A 14,816-nucleotide genomic window follows, 5' to 3' on the forward strand; every position below is an offset into this window, starting at 1 on the left:
TTTGGTTTTCTCTGTTTTTTTTTTCGTTGTTCCCCTGCCCCTCCCCCCCCGGGGCTCCCGTCCCCCCCCGTGCGCTGGGGGGCGGTCTGGGCGCTCCACGGCGCGCCCGGGGGCGTCAGACGATCTTCTGACCGGTCTTGGCCCAGTCGGCCAGGAACTGCTCGAGCCCCTTGTCCGTCAGCGGGTGGTTGGCGAGGCCCTTGAGGACCGCCGGCGGCGCGGTGCACACGTCGGCGCCGATCAGCGCGGCTTCGCGGATGTGGTTGGCGGTGCGGATCGAGGCGGCCAGGATCTCGGTGTCGAAGTGGTAGTTGTCGTAGATCTGGCGGATCTCGGCGATCAGGTCCATGCCGTCGATATGCATGTCGTCGAGGCGGCCGATGAAGGGCGAGATGAAGGTCGCGCCCGCCTTGGCGGCCAGCAGCGCCTGGTTGGCGCTGAAGCACAGGGTGACGTTGACCATGAAGCCCTTGTCGCGGAACGTCCGGCAGGCGCGCAGCCCGTCGAAGGTCAGCGGCACCTTGATGCAGACATTGTCGGCGATGTCGGCGAGCTTGAGGCCCTCGGCCACCATCGCGTCGTACTCGGTCGCCGCGACCTCGGCGCTGACCGGGCCGTCGACGAGATCGCAGATCTCTTTCGTCACCTCGATGATGTCGCGGCCGGACTTGAGGATCAGCGACGGGTTGGTCGTGACCCCGTCCACCATGCCCGTCTCGGCGAGCTCACGGATCGCGTCGATATCCGCGGTGTCCACGAAGAATTTCATGTCGTCTCGTTCCGTTCTCTCTGGTCGAGCCTGTCGGTCGCGCCGGGCGGGGCTCGCGCCGCCGCGGTCGCTGGAAAGGGACGGCGCGGGGGGCGCCGGGGCGCGCAAGGCGGGGCCTGGCGCGGTCCGGGCGGGGGAGGGCGCCATGGAGGGCCGCCGCGACGCGCCCCCGGGGCCGGACGGCGGGCACGATAGACCAAGCGGCGCACGGTCGCCAGCGCAGGGCGGCGGGATCGGCGCGGCGGTCGGGGGAAATGACGCAGCGGGGCAACGATTCCGGGGCGCGGAGAGGTTGCGCCCGGACGGGCGTCCGCGGCGCGGGGCGGCGCAGGGGAGGAAGGGGCGGGCCCCTTCCTCCCGTCGACGCAGTGCGTCGACCCCCTCCTTCCCCAGCCTGGCGTTGCGCGGGGCGGCGACCGGAGCGCCCTCGCCGCCCCGGCGCAAAGCCCAACCGGCTTGCGCCGGCCCGGCCCGCGCCCCATACCTTGCCCATGCCCAAGGCCCCCCGCCCATGACCCGAAGCGACGCCCCCGCCCCCCGCCCCGAGGAGGACGGCCCGCGCCGGTTCGCGCCCTGGGACGCGGTGGCCGTGCTCGCTCCCCTGCCCCTCGACGGACCGCTGGATTACCTCGCCCCCGAGGGCGGCGTGACGGAAGGCGCGCTCGTGGAAATCCCCCTCGGGCCGCGCACCGCCATCGGGGTGGTCTGGGGGCCCGGCTCGGGCGAGGTTCCGCGCGCGCGCCTCAAACCCATCAAGTCGGTGATCGACCTGCCGCCGATGCGCCCGCAGATGCGCGCCTTCCTCGACCGCGCCGCCGACTACACCCTGACTGACCGCGGGCTGATGCTGCGCCTCGCCACCCGCGCCAAGGGGCTGGCCGATCCGCCGGGGGTGCGGACGCTCTACGCGCCCTCCGGCGCCCCGCCCGCCAAGATCACCGAGGCCCGCCAACGCGTGCTCGACGCCCTCGCCCGGTTCGGCGGGATGCCCATGGCGCCGGGCGAGCTGGCGAAGGAGGCGGGGGTGAGCGTCGGCGTGGTCAAGGGCCTCGCCGATGCCGGGGGCCTGAAGGCGGTCGAGGCGCCCCGGGACCTGCCCTATCCGCGCCTCTCGCCCAGCGCGCCGGGCAAGCCGCTCTCCGCCGCGCAGGCCGCCGCCGCCGCCGAACTGGCGGAGTCGGTCAGCGCCCGCAAATTCTCCGCCACCCTGCTGCGCGGGGTCACCGGCTCGGGCAAGACCGAGGTCTATCTCGAAGCCGTCGCCGCCTGCCTCGCCGCCAGGCGGCAGGCGCTGATCCTGCTGCCGGAAATCGCGCTGACCTCGGATTTTCTCGACCGTTTCGCCGCCCGCTTCGGCGCCCGCCCCGCCCTGTGGCATTCCCAGGCCACCGACGCCGAGCGCCGCCGGGCCTGGAAAGCCGTGGCGAAGGGCGAGGCGCAGGCGGTGGCGGGGGCGCGATCCGCCCTGTTCCTGCCCTTCCAGGATCTCGGCCTCGTGGTGGTCGATGAAGAACACGACACCGCCTACAAGCAGGAGGAGGGCGCGCTCTACAACGCCCGCGACCTCGCCGTCCTGCGCGCGAGCCACGAGGGCGCCGCCGCGCTCCTCGCCTCCGCCACGCCGTCGCTCGAGACCTGGGCCAACGCGCAGGCGGGCAAGTACAGGCGGCTCGACCTGCCCGAACGCTTCGGCCCCGCGGTGCCGCCCGCGCTGAAGCCGCTCGACCTGCGCAAGGACGGCCCGGCGAAGGGCCAGTGGATCGCCCCGCCGCTGGCCGAGGGCGTGCTGCAGCGGCTGGAGAAGGGGGAGCAGTCGCTCCTGTTCCTCAACCGCCGCGGCTATGCGCCGGTGACGCGCTGCACCGGCTGCGGGCACCAGATGGGCTGCCCCCATTGCGACGCGACGCTGGTCGAGCACCGCTTCCGCGGCCGCCTGATGTGCCACCAATGCGGGTGGGAGCAGTCGGCCCCCAAGGCCTGCCCCGGCTGCGGCGCGGCGGACAAGATGGCCCCCATCGGCCCGGGCGTGGAGCGGCTGGCCGAGGAGGCGCAGGCGCGGTTCCCCGACGCCCGCGTCGCCATCCTGTCCTCGGACCTGACCTCGGCCAGGACGCTGGCCGAGCAGATCGCCGCCATCGCCCGCGGCGAGGCGGACGTGATCATCGGCACGCAGCTGGCCGCCAAGGGGCACAACTTCCCGATGCTGACGCTCGTGGGCGTCATCGACGCCGACCTTGCGCTGCGCGGCGGCGACCTGCGCGCGGCCGAACGCACCTTCCAGCTGGTGCGGCAGGTGGCGGGCCGCGCGGGCCGGGCCGAGCGGCCGGGCGAGGCGCTGATCCAGACTTGCGCGCCAGAACACCCGGTGATCCGCGCCATTCTCGACGGCGACGAGGAGGCGTTCCTGCGCGAGGAGGCCGAGCGCCGGATGCAGGCCGGGGCGCCCCCTTACGGGCGCATGGCGGGGGTCATCGTCTCGGGCCCCGACGAGGGCCGCGCGGCCCGCACCGCCGAGGCGCTGGCACGGGCGGGCGAGGGGCTGGGGCGGTCGGGCGTGCAGCTTTTCGGCCCTGCGCCCGCGCCGATCTCCCGCATTCGCGGCAAGTACCGGTTCCGGTTGCTGGCCAAGGCCCCGCGCAGCGCGCCGTTGCAGAAGGCGCTGCGGGCCTGGCGGGACTCGGTGAAGCCCGAGCCGGGGGTCACGGTGAAGATCGACATCGACCCGCAGAGCTTCCTCTGACGCGCCCTACCCCTTCGCCGCCTCCAGCAATCCCGGCCAGCGCCGCCACAGCGTGACCGCCCGCGCCACGAAAAACCCCATCAGCGCGGCCCAGAGCCCGTGCGGCCCCAGCGCCCAGCCGAGGCCGAAGAGAAGCGGCAGGTAGATCGCGAAGCTCTCGATCATCCCCACGCGCATGTCGCGGGTGCGGGTCGCGCCGATGAAGATCCCGTCGAGCATGAAGCAGGGCAGCCCGATCACCGGCGAGGCCGCGGCCCAGAGCAAGAAGACCCGCGCCCGCGCCCGCGTCTCGGGGTCCGTGGTCATCAGGTCGATGATCGCCGGGCCGAACACCAGGAACAGCGCCGCGATGGCGGCGGCGGCGGCGAAGGCCCAGAGGCTCGCCACCCGCGCCGCGGCCCGCACCGTGGCCGGGTCGCGGGCGCCGAAGGCCGCGCCCACCATCGCCTCGGCCGCGAAGGCGAAACCGTCCAGCGCATAGGCGTTGATGGTGAAGAACTGGTACAGGACCTGGTTCGCCGCCAGGGTCACGTCCCCCGCATCGGCCGAGGAGAAGACGAAGAGCAGGAAGGCCAGCGACAGCAGCGCCGAGCGCAGCAGGATGTCGCCATTCACCTGCGCCAGCCGCCGCAGCTTGGCCGGGTCCAGCACCCGCGCCCGGTCCTTCCACGCGCCCCCGGCGAAGGCGGCGCGGCAGAGGTAGAGGCCCAGCGCGGCGCCGGCGACCTCGGACATCACGGTGGCCGCGGCCACGCCCTCGACGCCCCAGCCGAGCCCCAGCACGAACCACAGGTCGAGGCCGATATTCATGCCGTTCATCCCGACCTGCAGCAGCAGCACGCCGCGCGTCTTCTCCATCGCGATCAGCCAGCCGGTCAGCGCATAGACCGCGATGGCGCAGGGCGCGCCCCACATGCGGATCGAGAGGTACTGGCGGGTCATCTCCTCGACCCCTTCGCTGGCGGGCGACAGCATCAGCGCCAGCGGGATCAGCAGCGGCTGCAGGATCGCGACGGCCAGCCCCCCCGCGGCGGCGATCAGCAGCGCGCGGGTCAGCAGCGCGCCCGTCTCGGCCGCGTCCCCCTGCCCGCGGGCCTGGGCCACGAGGCCGGTGGTCCCCATCCGCAGGAACCCGAACATCCAGTAGATGAAGGCGATGATGACGGCCCCGACGCCGACGGCGCCGATGGGCTCGGGCGCGCCGAGCTGGCCGACCACGCCGGTATCGACCGCCCCCAGCAGCGGCACCGTGACGTTGGAGAGCATGATCGGCCCGGCGATGGCCAGCACCCGCCGCCCGGTGACGGGCGGCGCGGCCCCGGGGGCGGCTGCGGCGGAAGGCGCGCCGGGCGCCCGCCCGGCCTCGGGCGGCGTCGCGGGATCGGTCATGAACAGGGTCCGGGGCACGGGGCGGGGCCGCAAAGCGCCCCGCCGGAACAAGTATTCGCCAGCAACCTACGCCCCGAAGTTGATGGAAATCAACGGACTTCCCGGCAAGACTGCAAAATGCACCCTGTAAAGGTCCCGAAGCACGCTTCGCGTTTGCCAGGCCCCGTCCCCGGCGTATTGTCCGCGCGTTCATCAAGGGGGGACGACCTCATGGCCGCCATTCGCCGCTCGCTTCGCATCCATGCGCCCGCCGCCGTCGTGTGGCCGGTGCTCGCCCGCGTCACCGCCTGGCCGGACTTCCTGCCGATGATCGAGTCGGTGGTCCCCCTCGACGGCCCGAACCTGAAGCCCGGCGCGCGGTTCTACATCCACCAGAAGGGCGTGCAGGAGACGACCTGGACGGTGGAGGAGGTGGTCCCCTCGCGCTCCTTCAGCTGGAAGGCCTATGCGTCCGGCACCTTCCTGACGGCGAGCCACGCGCTGGAGCCCGACGGGCAGGACGCGGTGGTGGTGACGCTGGAATTCCGCATGTCCGGGGCGCTGGGGATGGCCGCGGGGCTGCTGATGAAGGGCAAGGCCGAGCGCTACATGGAGGCCGAGCTCGAGGGCATCCGCGCCCGGGCCGAGGCCAAGCGCGGGGCCGGGCGCGCCGCCTGACCCACTGTCCCGCCGCAGAAACTGGAGGCGCCGCGCCCTGCCCCACGGCCGCCGCCCTCACACCGCCCGCCCGGGCGCGGCCGGGCCGGCGAGCGGGGGGCCTGTCCCCCCGAGCCGGGCCGCACGCCCCGCGCGCGGCCCGGACCGACCGTCACTCCTTGGGCATGGCGAAATGGGCGATGGCGCTGGCATAGGGCTTGCTGCGCTCATCCTGCCAGGCCTCGACCGAGACCGAGGCGTAGCGCCGCCCCATCCGGGTGATCCGCGCCCGCGCATAGGCGTCCCGCGGCAGGCCGGAGCGCAGGTAGTCCACGGTGAAATCGATGGTCTTCGGGAAGGGCGGGAACTCCCCCGCCTCGATCCGCGCCGCCGCCTCGCCGCCGCCTTCCATCCGCTCCCACACCATCGCCCAGGCGATCTCCACCTGTGCGGCGAGTTCCAGGAACGCGCCGGTCACGCCGCCATGGATCGCGGGCAGCATCGGGTTGCCGATGATCGAGGGAGAGAAGGAGAGGGTCGCGGTCAGCTCGTCGCCCGCGCGCTCCCAGCTCACGCCGATGAAACGGGCGTAGGGGATCCCCTCGGTCAGCCGGTGCAGCGCCGCGTCGCGCCGCGCCTTGACCACCTGCACAGGCTCGGGGCGCTTGCGCTTCGGGCGCCCGGCCGCGGCCTCGCCCCCCGCAGCGTCGCCGGTATCGGTGACGGGGCCCGCCGGGTTCTTGTCCTCGCCGCTCATTTGCGCACCTTCTTCATCAGCTCCGCCGCCGCCTGCGCCGCCGGGGTCAGCGGGCCGCCCCGCTCCACCGTGAAGGCGCCGGAGCTGGCCGCCACCAGGTCGCCCTCGTCCTCGTCCCAGGCCGATCCGCGCACGAAGGCCACGGACCTCGTGGCGCGGTAGCACACCGCCTTGCAGGTGATCGCCTTGCCCGGCCGCGCGGGGCGCATGTAGTCGATCCGCAGGTCGATCGTCGCCGTCGTCGTCACCCCCGAGGGGTGCGAGAGCACCGCCGCCCCCGAACAGCTGTCGAGCAGCGCGGTGATGACGCCCCCGTGCAGCACCCCCGTCGCCGGGTCGCCCACGAAGCGTTCGTCCCAGGGCACGCGCATCATCGCCTCGCCCGCCATCAGGTCGACGATCTCCATGTTCAGCGCGCGGTTGTGCGGGATCGCGCCGATGAACTTCTGGCCGATCGCGGCCAGCGCCTTCAACGCCTCCTCGGAAGAGGTCATGCGATTCGTTCTCCTTGTCCTGCGCGGACGTCCCGCCGGGCCCCGCCGGGGCGGGCGACGCAGCGTCGCCTGACGATCCTTGCGCAACCGTCCGCCCGCGTCGATGCCAGAGGATCTGGCGCGGGTTTGAAAAAACCCATAGTTTCCCTGCGGCATGCGGCAGAACGCCCGGCGCTTCGCGAGGCAGAACGCCCTTTCGCAAATTATCCCGCATTCTTACGTTAACGTCAAACAGGGCTTGAAACTGACGCGCACGTCAACCACATTGACGTCCAGCGACGGATCCATTCCCCAGGAGCTGCAATGACCGAAGAGCTGAGCACCATCAGCCAGATGTGCGCGGAGTACGGCGTCACCCCGCGCACGCTGCGATTCTACGAGTACAAGGGCCTGCTGAACCCGCGTCGCGAGGGGCAGAAACGCCTCTTCACCTATCGCGACAAGGCGCGGATCCAGCTGATCCTGCGGGGCAAGCGGTTCGGCTTCTCGCTCGACGAGATCCGCGAACTCCTGGACCTCTACTACCTCGACGACGGCCAGAGCACGCAGCTGACCCGCACCTACCTCAAGGCGCAGGAGCGGCTGCAGGCGATGATCGCCCAGCGCGACGAGCTGACCGAGGCCATCGACGACCTGGCGAACGAGCTGAAGCGCCACGAGGGCTCGCTGCGTGCGCGCGGCCTTCTGCCCGACCAGCAGGACGCCGGGTCCGAGACCGCCGACTGATCCCGGGCCGGCGCGCCCCCGCGCCGCCCAGCCCATCCCGGGCGCCGCCCGCGTCGGCGGCGTCCCCGACAAGCCTACTCGCGCCCCGGGCCAACCGGGGCCGCGCCTTCAAGCGAACGCTTTGAAAACAAACGGGAGCCCGCGAATGCCCGCCTATGTCCCCCCCCTGCGCGACCTGTCCTTCGTCCTGCACGAGGCGCTGGAAATCGAGAACTCCGGCATCGCCGGCTATGACGAGATGACCCCCGACTTCACGGGCCAGGTGCTCGAGGAAGCCGGCAAGATCGCCCGCGACGTCCTCGCGCCGCTGAACATCATCGGCGACGAGCAGGGCTGCACCCTCGAGAACGGCGTGGTCCGCACCCCCGAGGGGTTCAAGGCGGCCTTCGACACCCTGCGCGAGGGCGGCTGGACCGGGCTCGACTGCGATCCCGAATATGGCGGCCAGGGCATGCCCTACGCGCTCGCCGCCGCGGTGGGCGAGATGCATTCGGCCGCCAACATGGCCTTCATGATGTATGCGGGCCTGACCCACGGCGCCTATTCGGCGATCCACGCCCATGGCTCGGACGCGCAGAAGGCGAAGTTCCTGCCGAAGATGGTGACCTGCGAGTGGACCGGCACCATGAACCTGACCGAGCCGCATTGCGGCACGGATCTGGGCCTGCTGCGCACCAAGGCGGAGCCGCAGGAGGACGGGACGTACAAGATTTCCGGGCAGAAGATCTTCATCTCGGCCGGCGATCACGACATGTCCGAGAACGTCATCCACCTCGTCCTCGCCAAGATCCCCGGCGGGCCCGAGGGGGTGAAGGGCATCTCGCTCTTCATCGTGCCGAAGTTCATCGTGAATGACGACGGCAGCCTCGGCGAGCGCAACGCGCTGTCCGTCGGCAAGCTCGAAGAGAAGATGGGCATCCACGGCAACGCCACCTGCGTGATGAACTATGACGGCGCCACCGGGTATCTCGTGGGCGAGGCGCACAAGGGCCTCCGCGCCATGTTCACCATGATGAACGAAGCCCGGCTCGGCGTCGGGATGCAGGGCCTCTCGCAGGCCGCGGGCGCCTACCAGGGCGCGCTGGCCTATGCCAAGGACCGCATCCAGGGCCGCGCCGTGACCGGCGTCGAGGCGCCCGAGAAGGCGGCCGACCCGCTGATCGTGCATCCCGACGTGCGCCGGATGCTGATGGACCAGAAGTCCTTCATCGAGGGCGCCCGGTTCTTCGCGCTCTGGGGCTCGGTGATGATCGACGCCGCCCACCACGGGGACGAGAGCGCGGACGACATGATCTCGCTCCTGACCCCGGTCCTGAAGGGCTTCCTGACGGACAAGGGCTACGAGATGGCGACCCAGGCCCAGCAGGTCTTCGGCGGCCACGGCTATATCGAGGAATGGGGCATGTCGCAGTTCGTGCGCGACGCCCGCATCGCCATGATCTACGAGGGCGCGAACGGCGTGCAGGCGCTGGACCTCGTGGGCCGCAAGCTGGCCGCCAAGGGCGGCAAGCCGGTGATGGCGTTCTTCGAGATGATCACCAGCTTCTGCAAGGAGCACCGCGAGGACGAGGCGATGAAGCCCTTCATCGACCCGCTCAAGGCCGCCTCCAAGGACCTGCAGGCCGCCGGCATGTTCTTCATGCAGAACGGGATGAAGAACCCCAACGCGGCGCTGGCCGGGTCGACCGACTTCATGCACCTCTTCGGCCATGTCTGCCTCGGCTACGCCTGGGCGCGGATGGCCAAGGTGGCGCTGGGCAAGCTGGCCGAAGGGACCGGGGACAAGGCGTTCTACGAGACCAAGCTGGCCACCGGGCGCTACTACATGGCCCGCCAGCTGCCGGCCACCGGCATGCACCTGGCGCGGATCCAGTCGGGCGCCGAGCCGGTGATGGCGCTGGACGCCGAGGCGTTCTGATCCCGCGCCGCGGATAATCGCGGAACAGTGTTCCGCACTTGCGTGAACGATGTTCTCGGAACATCGTTCACGCGATAGAACGGCAAGACGCCGGGCTACGGCGCGACGCCGCCCCGACCCCCCGCGACGCGGGGGGCGGGCCGCACACCAGGGAGCATCCAATGGCCGACTTCAACCTCACCTGCTTCGGGCAGTCCGGAAACGCCTACAAGGCCGCGCTGGCGCTGTCCTTCGCCCATGCCGACTGGCAGCCGGTCTTCATCGACTTCATGAACGGCGCGCACCGCGCGCCCGAATTCATGGCGAAGAACGAGATGGCCCGGGTGCCGATCCTCGAGCATGGCGGCAAGACGTATTCCGAGTCGGGCGTCATCCTCGACGTCATCGCGCGGGAGACCGGCAAGCTCGGCGGCGAGACCCAGGACGAGACCGACGAGATCCGCCGCTGGATCTTCTGGGACAATTACGGCTTCACCTCGACCGTCGCGCCGCTGCGCTTCATGGCCAATTTCGTGCCCGAGGAGAAACGCTCGGCCGAGGTGATGGGCTTCCTGCAGGGCCGCCTGCGCCCCTGCCTCAAGGTGCTCGACAAGCGCCTCGGGGAGCATGGCTTCGTCGCCTGCGGCCGGCCCACGATCGCCGACTGCTCCATCGCCGGGTACATGTTCTACGGCGACGAGCTGCCCTTCGACCTCGGGGAATTCCACCACATCACCGAGTGGATGAACCGGCTGCGCGCCATGGACGGCTTCAAGCCGCCCTACGAGATGATGCCGCTCAAGGCCTGATCCCGTCCGGGCCCGGAGCCGGGCCCGACCCTTTCCGGCGCCGCCCCGCCCCGCGCAATGGGCCGGGCGGCGCCGACCCCCGCCCCCCCAGGAAAACCGGGGGCGGGTCATGACCCTGCGGGCCCGCCCCCGGGCCGGTCCGCGCCGCGCCACACGCGAAAACTCAAGGGAGCCTGTCCCACATGACCGAGGCTTATATCTTCGACGCCGTGCGCACCCCGCGCGGCAAGGGCCGCAAGGACGGCGCGCTGCACGAGGTGACCTCCGTCGCCCTCTCGGCGCGCATCCTGGACGAGCTGGCCGCGCGCAACGACCTCGACACCTCCGCGGTCGAGGACGTGATCTGGGGCAACGTCACCCAGGTGAAGGAGCAGGGCGCCTGCCTCGCCCGCTCGGCCGTGCTGATGTCGAACTGGGCCGAGAACGTCCCCGGCCTGTCGATCAACCGCTTCTGCGCGTCCGGCATGGAGGCGGTGAACCTCGCCGCCGGCCAGGTGATGGGCGGCATGGGCGACATGTACGTGGCCGGCGGCGTCGAGATGATGTCCCGCGTGCCCATGGGCTCGGACGGCGCGGCCATCGCGGTCGACCCGACCCTGGCGATGCGCGCCTATTTCGTGCCCCAGGGCATCGGCGCCGACATCATCGCCACCAAGTACGGCTTTTCGCGCGACGACTGCGACGCCTACGCGGTGGAATCGCAGAAGCGCGCCGCCCAGTCCTGGGCCGAGGGCCGCTTCGGCAAGGGCGTGATGACCGTGCGCGACCAGAACGGCCTGCCGATCATCGACAAGGACGAGTACCTGCGCCCCGGCACCGACATGCAGTCCCTCGGGGCCCTCAAGGCCGCGTTCAAGGACCAGGGCGAGGTGATGCCGGGCTTCGACGCCGTGGCCAAGCTCAAGTACCCCGAGCTGGAGCGGATCGAGCACGTGCACACCGCGGGCAACTCCTCGGGCATCGTCGACGGCGCCGCGGCGCTGCTGATCGGCTCGAAGGAAGCGGGCGAGCGGCTGGGCCTGAAGCCCCGCGCGCGCATCCGCCAGACCGCCAAGATCGGCACCGACCCGACCATCATGCTGACCGGCCCGGTTCCGGTGACCGAGCGCGCGCTGGCGCTGTCGGGGATGAATATCGGCGACATCGACCTGTTCGAGGTCAACGAGGCGTTCTCGGCCGTGGTGCTGCGCTTCATGCAGGCCTTCGACGTCGACCATTCCAAGGTCAACGTCAACGGCGGCGCCATCGCGCTCGGCCACCCGCTGGGCGCCACCGGCGCGATGATCATCGGCACGGCCCTGGACGAGCTCGAGCGCTCGGACAAGGAGACCGCGCTGTGCACGCTCTGCGTCGCTTCCGGCATGGGCGCGGCGACGATCATCGAGCGCGTCTGACGGCGCGCGGAACGGATCGAAACGGAACGGATCGGAACGGGCGATGATGGCCGGGGACGAAGTGGAAACGGTGACGCATGAGGTCGGCGCGCGCGTGCTCGCGGGCGACTTCGCGGGCTACATGAAGCTCGTCGTCACCCCGCTCGTCCGCGTGGGACAGGCGGAGACGGGCATCCATGCCGACGCCGCCGCCCAGCGCCGCGTGTTCGAGAGAACCTCGCTGCGCGCCCGCCATGCCGGGTGGGACGGGCTGTCGTTCGAGATGCTGGGGAGCGTCGCGATCGGCGGCTCCTCGATCTTCGCGCGCTTCCGCATGACCCCCACCATCGACGGCGTGGCCACGCCGCTCGGGCGCACCGAGGGCGGGCTGTTCCAGCGCATCGGCGAGCGGCTGATGCTGCGGGCCCGGCTCAACACCACCGGCGGGGGGTACGAGAGCGACTCGGCCTACCGGCCGGAGCGCGAGCCGGTCCCGGTCGAGACCGCCGCCCTGACGGATGCGGTCCGCGGCCTGCAGCAGGGGCTTCAACAGGGCGACATCGCCCGGTTCCTGTCCTCGATCTGCCTGCCGATGTCGCTCAACTACGATGACGGGGTGACGCCGGTCCGCAATGCCGGCGACGCCGTTCAGGTCCTGGCGGCGTATCGGCAGATGAACACCGAGATCGCCTCCTACGATTCGGAGCTGATCGACGTGATGTGCTGCGGCCCGCTGCTGCGCGCCGCGCGGTTCCGGATCTTCACCCGGCTGCGCGACGGCGGCGAGCTCGATCCGTTCACCAACCTCTACTTCCTGCGCCGCGGCCGCGACGGCTGGCGGGTGGCGCTTGCGTTCAACGCGGCGATCGGGCGGACGCTTCCGCCCCCGCCGCCCCTGGGAAGGACAATCCAATGACCGAGATCTTCCACTACGAGGTCGACGCCGACGGCGTCGCGACGCTGAGCTGGGACCTGCCCGAGCGGTCCATGAACGTCATGACCGTCGAGGGCCTCGAGGAATTCGCCGCCAAGACCGAGGCGGCCATCGCCGACGACGCGGTGAAGGCGCTGATCATCACCTCCTCCAAGCCCGATTTCGCGGGCGGGATGGACCTGAACGTGCTGGCGGGCATGAAGGCGGGCGCGGGCGACAACCCGGCCAAGGGCCTGTTCGACGGCACCATGCAGATGCACGCCATCCTGCGCCGGGTCGAGCTGGCGGGCGCCCTGCCCACCGACAAGAAGAAACAGCCGAAGAAGCCCGTCGTCTGGGCCTGCCCCGGCACCGCCGCGGGCATCGGCTTCGAGATCGGCCTCGTCTGCCATCGCCGCATCGTCGCCGACAACCCCAAGGCCAAGATCGGCCTGCCCGAGATCATGGTCGGCCTGTTCCCGGGCGCCGGCGGCGCGACCCGCGTCTCGCGCATGCTCGGCGTCATGGCGGCCGCGCCCTTCCTGATGGAAGGCAAGATGGTCGCCCCGGCCAAGGCCAAGGCCGCGGGCCTGGTGGATGAAGTGGTCCCCGCCGACCAGCTGCTGGCCCGCGCCAAGGAATGGGCGCTGTCGGCCAAGCCGGACGAGCTGGTCAAGCCCTGGGACGGCAAGCGCGAGAAGATCCCGGGCGGCGAGCCCTATTCCGCCGCCGGCTTCCCGACCTATGTCGGCGCCTCGGCGATGATCCACGGCAAGACCCAGGGCGTGTACCCCGCCGCCAAGGCGCTGCTCGCCGCGGTCTACGAGGGCGCGCAGGTCGACATCGACACCGCCCTGCGGATCGAGGCGCGCTGGTTCACCTCGGTGCTGCTCAACCCGTCCTCCGAGGCGATGATCCGCTCCATCTTCCTCAACAAGGAAGCGCTGGAGAAAGGCGCCGTGCGCCCCGAGGGCGTGCCGGACCAGCGCGTGAAGAAGGTCGGCGTGCTCGGCGCCGGCATGATGGGCGCGGGCATCGCCTATGTCTCGGCCATGGCCGGGATCGAGGTGGTCCTCGTCGACCAGTCCGCGGAAGCCGCCGAGCGCGGCAAGGCCTACTCCACGGGTCTTCTCGACAAGGCGATCTCGCGCAAGCGGTCGACCGAGGAGAAGAAGGAGGCCGTGCTGTCGAAGATCACCGCCACCGATGATTACGCCGCCCTCGAAGGGTGCGACCTGATCGTCGAAGCGGTGTTCGAGGATCCGGGCGTGAAGGCCGAGGTGACCGCGAAGACCGAGGCGATCATCCCCGAGGACGCGATCTTCGCCTCCAACACCTCCACCCTGCCGATCACCTCGCTCGCCAAGGCCTCGAAGCGCCCCGAGCAGTTCATCGGCATCCACTTCTTCTCGCCCGTCGACAAGATGCTGCTGGTGGAGATCATCAAGGGCAAGCAGACCGGCGACCGGGCCGTGGCCAAGGCGCTCGACTTCGTGCGCCAGATCCGCAAGACGCCCATCGTGGTCAATGACGCGCGCTTCTTCTACGCCAACCGCTGCATCATCCCTTACATCAACGAGGGCGTCCGCATGGTGGCCGAGGGCGTGAATCCGGCGCTGGTCGAGAACGCCGCCCGCCAGGTCGGGATGCCGCTGGGCCCGCTGCAGCTGACGGACGAGACCTCGATCGACCTCGGCGTGAAGATCGCCAAGGCGACCAAGGCGGCGATGGGCGACGCCTATCCCGAAAGCCCGGCCGACGACGTGATGTTCCACCTGTTCGACGAGGGCCGCCTGGGCCGCAAGTCGAAATCGGGCTTCTACGACTATGACGAGAAGGGCAAGCGCCAGGGCCTCTGGGCCGGGCTGGACGAGGCCTTCCCGCAGGACGAGGACGAGGAGCAGCCGGGCGTGCAGCGCGTCCAGCAGCGCCTGCTGATGGCCCAGGTGCTCGAGGCCGTGCGCGCGCTGGAAGAGGGCGTGCTGATGGACATCCGCGAAGGCGACGTGGGCGCGATCCTCGGCTGGGGCTTCGCGCCCTGGTCCGGCGGGCCGTTCAGCTGGCTCGACATCATCGGGACGGACACGGCGGCGATGCTGTGCGACGACCTCGAGGCCGAGTATGGCGAGCGCTTCAAGTGCCCCGCCCTGCTGCGCGAGATGGCCGAGAAGGGCGAGACCTTCTATGGCCGCTTCGGGAGCAACCAGGCCGCGGCCTGATCCGACGCGACGCGATGCGATGCGAGGGGGCCCGGTGGAAACCGGGCCCTCTTGCGTTCCGACACCTGCCGCAGCCCTCGGGTCCCCTGCCCGG

General features: G+C 70.9%; 12 protein-coding genes. 8 read left to right on the top strand and 4 right to left on the bottom strand.

Annotation, left to right across the window (positions count from 1 at the left end; genetic code table 11):
• Positions 1–115 precede the first annotated feature (115 nt).
• Entirely contained in the window at positions 116–769 is a 654-nt protein-coding gene (gene fsa / locus ACQ5SO_RS14745) for a fructose-6-phosphate aldolase (RefSeq protein WP_430942380.1), read from the bottom strand.
• A gap of 511 nt (positions 770–1,280) precedes the next feature.
• Here fsa and ACQ5SO_RS14750 point away from each other — a divergent pair.
• The gene (locus ACQ5SO_RS14750; RefSeq protein ID WP_430942381.1) at positions 1,281–3,509 is read left to right on the top strand and encodes a primosomal protein N'; all 2,229 of its coding nucleotides are present in this window, start codon (positions 1,281–1,283) and stop codon (positions 3,507–3,509) included.
• Positions 3,510–3,515: 6 nt separating this feature from the next.
• On the opposite strand, the gene ACQ5SO_RS14755 is transcribed toward ACQ5SO_RS14750, so the two are convergent.
• Positions 3,516–4,775 (bottom strand): MATE family efflux transporter, encoded by a 1,260-nt coding sequence (locus tag ACQ5SO_RS14755; protein WP_430942421.1) that lies wholly within the window; start codon positions 4,773–4,775, stop codon positions 3,516–3,518.
• A gap of 333 nt (positions 4,776–5,108) precedes the next feature.
• Between ACQ5SO_RS14755 and ACQ5SO_RS14760 the strand changes: the two genes are divergently transcribed.
• Complete coding sequence (locus tag ACQ5SO_RS14760; RefSeq protein WP_430942382.1) at positions 5,109–5,555, top strand: SRPBCC family protein; 447 nt, start codon at positions 5,109–5,111, stop codon at positions 5,553–5,555.
• A gap of 151 nt (positions 5,556–5,706) precedes the next feature.
• Here ACQ5SO_RS14760 and ACQ5SO_RS14765 read toward each other — a convergent pair whose 3' ends face one another.
• Both ACQ5SO_RS14765 and ACQ5SO_RS14770 read right to left on the bottom strand, forming a co-directional pair.
• Entirely contained in the window at positions 5,707–6,291 is a 585-nt protein-coding gene (locus ACQ5SO_RS14765; protein WP_430942383.1) for a PaaI family thioesterase, read from the bottom strand.
• Complete coding sequence (locus ACQ5SO_RS14770; RefSeq protein WP_430942384.1) at positions 6,288–6,785, bottom strand: PaaI family thioesterase; 498 nt, start codon at positions 6,783–6,785, stop codon at positions 6,288–6,290. The genes ACQ5SO_RS14765 and ACQ5SO_RS14770 overlap by 4 nt, the downstream gene beginning before the upstream one ends.
• 303 nt (positions 6,786–7,088) lie before the next feature.
• Here ACQ5SO_RS14770 and ACQ5SO_RS14775 point away from each other — a divergent pair, with 303 nt between their 5' ends.
• From ACQ5SO_RS14775 to ACQ5SO_RS14800, 6 genes are all read left to right on the top strand, one after another.
• Positions 7,089–7,511, top strand: a complete 423-nt coding sequence (locus ACQ5SO_RS14775) for a MerR family transcriptional regulator (RefSeq protein ID WP_430942385.1) — start codon at positions 7,089–7,091, stop codon at positions 7,509–7,511.
• Between the two features lie 145 nt (positions 7,512–7,656).
• Positions 7,657–9,429, top strand: a complete 1,773-nt coding sequence (locus ACQ5SO_RS14780; RefSeq protein ID WP_430942386.1) for an acyl-CoA dehydrogenase C-terminal domain-containing protein — start codon at positions 7,657–7,659, stop codon at positions 9,427–9,429.
• Positions 9,430–9,590: 161 nt separating this feature from the next.
• Positions 9,591–10,217, top strand: a complete 627-nt coding sequence (locus ACQ5SO_RS14785; protein ID WP_430942387.1) for a glutathione S-transferase family protein — start codon at positions 9,591–9,593, stop codon at positions 10,215–10,217.
• A gap of 182 nt (positions 10,218–10,399) precedes the next feature.
• Positions 10,400–11,611, top strand: coding sequence for an acetyl-CoA C-acetyltransferase (locus ACQ5SO_RS14790; RefSeq protein ID WP_430942388.1), 1,212 nt, complete (start codon positions 10,400–10,402; stop codon positions 11,609–11,611).
• Between the two features lie 46 nt (positions 11,612–11,657).
• Positions 11,658–12,506 (top strand): hypothetical protein, encoded by an 849-nt coding sequence (locus tag ACQ5SO_RS14795; RefSeq protein WP_430942389.1) that lies wholly within the window; start codon positions 11,658–11,660, stop codon positions 12,504–12,506.
• Positions 12,503–14,722, top strand: a complete 2,220-nt coding sequence (locus ACQ5SO_RS14800; RefSeq protein WP_430942390.1) for a 3-hydroxyacyl-CoA dehydrogenase NAD-binding domain-containing protein — start codon at positions 12,503–12,505, stop codon at positions 14,720–14,722. The genes ACQ5SO_RS14795 and ACQ5SO_RS14800 overlap by 4 nt, the downstream gene beginning before the upstream one ends.
• The last annotated feature ends 94 nt before the right edge of the window (positions 14,723–14,816 follow it).

Source organism: Rhodovulum sp. DZ06 (assembly GCF_050586345.1).
Classification (GTDB): domain Bacteria; phylum Pseudomonadota; class Alphaproteobacteria; order Rhodobacterales; family Rhodobacteraceae; genus JBOCEF01.

Excerpts from the sequence above, each read along its gene's own strand:
- ACQ5SO_RS14780 (WP_430942386.1), top strand. The coding sequence starts at position 7,657 with ATGCCCGCCTATGTCCCCCCCCTGCGCGACCTGTCCTTCGTCCTGCAC.
- ACQ5SO_RS14795 (WP_430942389.1), top strand. The coding sequence starts at position 11,658 with ATGGCCGGGGACGAAGTGGAAACGGTGACGCATGAGGTCGGCGCGCGC.
- ACQ5SO_RS14790 (WP_430942388.1), top strand. The coding sequence starts at position 10,400 with ATGACCGAGGCTTATATCTTCGACGCCGTGCGCACCCCGCGCGGCAAG.
- fsa (WP_430942380.1), bottom strand. The coding sequence starts at position 769 with ATGAAATTCTTCGTGGACACCGCGGATATCGACGCGATCCGTGAGCTC.
- ACQ5SO_RS14765 (WP_430942383.1), bottom strand. The coding sequence starts at position 6,291 with ATGAGCGGCGAGGACAAGAACCCGGCGGGCCCCGTCACCGATACCGGC.
- ACQ5SO_RS14775 (WP_430942385.1), top strand. The coding sequence starts at position 7,089 with ATGACCGAAGAGCTGAGCACCATCAGCCAGATGTGCGCGGAGTACGGC.
- ACQ5SO_RS14770 (WP_430942384.1), bottom strand. The coding sequence starts at position 6,785 with ATGACCTCTTCCGAGGAGGCGTTGAAGGCGCTGGCCGCGATCGGCCAG.
- ACQ5SO_RS14760 (WP_430942382.1), top strand. The coding sequence starts at position 5,109 with ATGGCCGCCATTCGCCGCTCGCTTCGCATCCATGCGCCCGCCGCCGTC.
- ACQ5SO_RS14785 (WP_430942387.1), top strand. The coding sequence starts at position 9,591 with ATGGCCGACTTCAACCTCACCTGCTTCGGGCAGTCCGGAAACGCCTAC.
- ACQ5SO_RS14800 (WP_430942390.1), top strand. The coding sequence starts at position 12,503 with ATGACCGAGATCTTCCACTACGAGGTCGACGCCGACGGCGTCGCGACG.
- ACQ5SO_RS14750 (WP_430942381.1), top strand. The coding sequence starts at position 1,281 with ATGACCCGAAGCGACGCCCCCGCCCCCCGCCCCGAGGAGGACGGCCCG.
- ACQ5SO_RS14755 (WP_430942421.1), bottom strand. The coding sequence starts at position 4,775 with ATGCTCTCCAACGTCACGGTGCCGCTGCTGGGGGCGGTCGATACCGGC.